Source organism: Acetobacter sp. DsW_063, from assembly GCF_002153745.1.
GTDB lineage: Bacteria > Pseudomonadota > Alphaproteobacteria > Acetobacterales > Acetobacteraceae > Acetobacter.
The window spans coordinates 1-4,145 of the sequence record NZ_JOPL01000113.1 but is presented as its reverse complement, the minus strand read 5'-3'; the positions used below and the strand labels follow the sequence as shown (position 1 = coordinate 4,145).

The 4,145-nt window shown below is 57.9% G+C and carries 4 protein-coding genes and 1 pseudogene; 2 read left to right on the top strand and 3 right to left on the bottom strand.

Annotated features, from left to right (window positions below; genetic code table 11):
- The 3 genes and pseudogenes from HK28_RS12685 to HK28_RS12675 all read right to left on the bottom strand — a co-directional run.
- A pseudogene (locus HK28_RS12685) lies at positions 1-136 on the bottom strand (IS6 family transposase); the annotation flags it as partial.
- Positions 137-477: 341 nt separating this feature from the next.
- A complete protein-coding gene (locus HK28_RS12680; RefSeq protein ID WP_198945891.1) occupies positions 478-1,560 on the bottom strand; it encodes an IS5 family transposase in 1,083 nt (360 codons plus the stop codon).
- A 264-nt stretch (positions 1,561-1,824) separates the two neighbouring features.
- Positions 1,825-2,430, bottom strand: coding sequence for a TetR/AcrR family transcriptional regulator (locus tag HK28_RS12675; RefSeq protein ID WP_086644909.1), 606 nt, complete (start codon positions 2,428-2,430; stop codon positions 1,825-1,827).
- A 69-nt stretch (positions 2,431-2,499) separates the two neighbouring features.
- Here HK28_RS12675 and HK28_RS12670 point away from each other — a divergent pair, with 69 nt between their 5' ends.
- Together HK28_RS12670 and HK28_RS12665 are read left to right on the top strand one after the other, a co-directional pair.
- Positions 2,500-3,306 (top strand): inositol monophosphatase family protein, encoded by an 807-nt coding sequence (locus HK28_RS12670; RefSeq protein ID WP_198945890.1) that lies wholly within the window; start codon positions 2,500-2,502, stop codon positions 3,304-3,306.
- Positions 3,307-3,310: 4 nt separating this feature from the next.
- Positions 3,311-3,946: an NADPH-dependent F420 reductase gene (locus tag HK28_RS12665; protein ID WP_086644907.1), complete on the top strand. Its 636-nt coding sequence runs from the start codon at positions 3,311-3,313 to the stop codon at positions 3,944-3,946.
- Positions 3,947-4,145: the final 199 nt, after the last annotated feature.

Below are 4,145 nucleotides of genomic sequence, written 5' to 3'. Positions count from 1 at the left end.
CGACAACCCAACGTTCGAGCAGCATCTCCTCGATCAGGCGGAAGCTCAGCGGGAACCGGAAATACAGCCACACGGCATGTGCGATCAGCTCACGCGGAAAACGGTGACGTTTGTAGCTGACAGGGGGAACTCTCATGCAGGGCAGTCTACAGCCCCGAAGTTAATGTGACAGCACCAGTGGAATAGCGCGGTCGCTCTTCCCGCCTGAAAAAACCTTCAAGCGCCTTCAAATGTCCCTCGCAAGTTAACGTGACAGCACCGCTTCAATCGACAACGCCATCTCCAGACATCTGCACCGTCTCAGGGCGTTCGCTCAGCGGAATAGCGCGGTCGCTCTCAACACCTGGAGGGTTCGAAGAACAGTTGATTGATTTTCCTTTTGCCTAATTCCGGGGTTTTGGTGTGTTGACTTTTCGTTCCTGGGCGTGATTTTCGGTCTGCGTTTTAAGCAGAGAGAGGGTTTCCTGCTCTGGATTGCTACGCGGTTGCACTGATCTGCTCCAGGAAGAGAAAGCGGCGCATGTTGTAGACGATGTTGGCCAGTCCGATCCTCATGGTAGCTCGCGTTATGCCTACGGTTCGTATGAACAGTCCTGTCTGTGATTTCTGATCAGCAAAAACATGTTCGACACGGGACCGTATGACGGATTTCCTGGCATTGGACCGCTGGATATGACGGGGCATCGGCTTGAGATGTGGCTTTTTTCTATGAACCTTTGAGACAAAACCATGTTTTTCCATGAAAGCCTCATTGGCTTTTGACCGATAGGCCGTGTCGGCCCAGACATCAGACGCGGCATTGCTGCGGTCGAGCAGATCTTCTCTCAATCTCGCACCATCGCTGGCCGCGGCATCTGTCGCTTTCCATTTCCGGATCAATCGGAACTTCCGGTCGATGGAAATATGCGATTTATAACCAAAGAACGGGATGGCGAGATCCGTTGACGGGATCGTTCCGTCATCCTGCCGTTTTGCCTTGGTGAATTTCAGGGTCCAGCGCGCGTGACGATCCTTGTGGGACAGCTTTGCCGGTTTGTCCTGCCAGTCCTGTGGGATCCGTCCCGCCCGAATATCCGCCTTCTCCGCGTTGGTATTGCGCTGCTTTGGCGCAGCCACCAGCGTTGCATCCAGTGTTTGGCCCGACATCGGCAAATAACCAGCGTTCCTCAGGGTAGCGTCAAAACGATTGAACAAACCGACAATCGCACCAGCCTGGGTCAACCGTTCGCGAAACAACCATATCGTTTTGGCATCAGGAACACGATCCGACAGTCCCAGACCCAAAAAGCGCATGAAGGAGAGACGGTCGTTGATCAGGTATTCCGTCCGTTCGTCGGACAAATTGTTCAGGGTCTGTATGACCAGAATTTTGAACATCAGCACTGGATCAAACGGCGGACGACCGCCTTTGCTTCCATCCGCATAAGCCAGAGCCTTCTCCAGATCAGGGCGGAATACCTCAAAATCCACAGTCCGGGAAAAGGCTTCAAGTTGATCGCCAAGCCCACTCAACCGAGCAAGCCGCTCTTCAACATCAAAGAAACCAGGCTGCTTCATTATTCATCCACCCAATCACCACACCAGACATGGAATCACAGATACGCACACAAAACCATCGAGTTTTTAGAACCCTCAACCTGAAAAAACCCTCAAGCGCCTTCAAATGCCCCTCGCAAGTTAACGTGACAGCACCCCACAGCACGGATCGAGACAGGAGATTGGGGAGATATGGTCGCCATCGGCCAGCAGGCAGAGGTGGAATTGCACCCGAATGCTTCCGGCCCATGATGCCGGGAGATGTAGTGCTGGTTCCGGGGCGAGTGTTCATCGCCCTGCGGTCGCGACGGCCATCATGGCAAACTCGATCTTGCGCGCCAATCGCGCGATGTCCGTCTCACCGCGATGCCCAGCGGCATCGGTCAATGATCTGGCGACGGCCATGAGATCTTCTAGCAATGCTGTGTCGGCAGCGATCCCATGCCCCTGCATCACGGCGGATAACAACTCCATGATGCGCACGCGCGCCGGCGCGAGGTCGTCGGGTGCCGCAACCTTCTCTTCCTGCTCGTCAAGGCGTCGCGCGAGAGTTGGCCGTCGCATCTGATAGGCGGCGGCGGCGGCGGCGAAGTCGGCCAGCGCACTGGGCGCAGTGGGTGCTGCGAAAACGGGGCCGAGTTGATCCTCCAGCGATTTCAGTTCACGGCGGATCAATGCACGGGTGATCGCGTCCTTGTTCGGGAAATACTGGTACAGCGAGCCAATGCTGACCCCGGCCGTCCTAGCGATAGCGTTAGTGGTGTAGCTGAGATCCCCCTTTCCCCCCAGAATGCGAGCAGCCGCCTCCACCACGGCGTCCACCGTCGCCTCCGACCGTCTCTGACGCGCGGTTTTCCGGGGATCTGTGCTGGTGATGTTGTCCGATGGCTTCATGATGGAAGACGAGTAGCGGTAACGAGGTCCAGATCATAGCTTATGTTCATCATCAAGAGGGACGAAAGCGTGACCGACAACTCAGAAAACGAGCTACTGGAGATCGCGACCGGTGCTGTGAAAGCCGCCGGGGAGATATTGCTCGCCCGCTTCCGGAGTCAGCCCTCGCCGACCGACCTAGCGACATTGCAGCGAGGCATCGCCGATAACGACGCCGCTGTGACGGCTGACCTGCGACAGCTTCTACTCGCAGCCCGACCCGGTTCACACTGGCTAGAGGGCGAAGATGGCGAGGGTCCGCTGCCCGCCGGTGAATGGTGGGTGGTGGATCCTGTCGAGGGCAACGTCAACCATCTGCATGGCCGCCACGGCTGGGGAGTTGCCGCGACGCTGGTGCGAGATGGAGAGCCATGGCTGACCGTCATCCATGAGCCGCTGAAGAGCGAGAGCTATACCGCGATAGCCGGTTGCGGCGCTTTTGTGAATGGCAAGGTGTTACACGTCTCCCGCAAGCGAGCACTCGACGCAGCCATCGTCGCTACCGGGCAGGCGCGTCCAAACGAGACCGCGGCTATCAAAGAGCGTATAGCCCAATCCGCAGGGGTGATGCTTGACGCGGCGTTGCTGGTCAGGGCGGCGGTTCCGACTGGGCTGGAACTAGTCGATGTGGCTACGGGGCGGCTCGATCTCTTCTGGCAATATGGCCGTGTCGCTGCAGGTTTGATCGGCGGCGCGTTGCTGATCCGCGAGGCGGGCGGGGTCGCACTCGATCTTGCAGGCGAACGCTGGACCTCGGCGGCATCCAGCTTCGTCGCCGGTCCCGTAGAACTTGCCAGTTTATCAACATCCATCCTCCCACAACTAAAAAGTGAGTAATCCTATGTCTGATATTGCCATTCTGGGTTCGGGCAAAGTCGCCGGGGCGCTTGCCACGACATTGGTTCGCGGCGGCCGTCGCGTCATCATCGGCTCACGTGACCCCGCTGCAACGAAGGCTCGCTGGCAAGGCCCCACGGTCACGCTGGCCGATACTGAGCAGGCGATCGCCGCTGCCAACATGATCTTCAATGCTACGCCGGGTGACAGCAGCGTCCAGCGACTCTCAGCACTAGCCGGTCCGCTGTCAGGCAAGATTCTTGTCGATGTCGCCAATGCGACCGCTCGAGACGCTAACGGGCGGCCGGCGGGCCTGCTCTACCCCTCCGACAGTCTCGCCGAGCGGCTGCAAGCCGCGCTTCCAGCCACTCGCGTCGTCAAGACGCTCAACACCATGCTATTCTCTGTGATTGCGGAACCTGCTGTCGTTAAGGGCGGCACCGTCTTCGTTTCTGGCGAAGACGGTGATTCACGAAAATTGGTAGCCGCCTTGCTTCTCGACATGGGCTGGTCTCCGGAAAGCATCCTCGATTTGGGAAGCATCGCCAGTGCCCGCGGTCCTGAAGCCATGATGCTGATAGTGGGTGATATCGTCCGGGCCCGTGGCTTCGCGCCCTTCGCCATCTCCATCGCGACCTGAGTAAAGGGCATGGCCTCGGATATTGCCGCCATTCCTCCGCGTCCCAAGGAATAGCACCCATAAAATTGTTGGCTTACCAGAAGAGACTAAATCCCTACCTCATCAACGGGTGCTGTCACATTAACTTGTGGGCTGTAGACTGCCCTGCATGAGCGCTCCCCCTGTCAGCTACAAACGTCACCGTTTTCCGCGTGAGCTG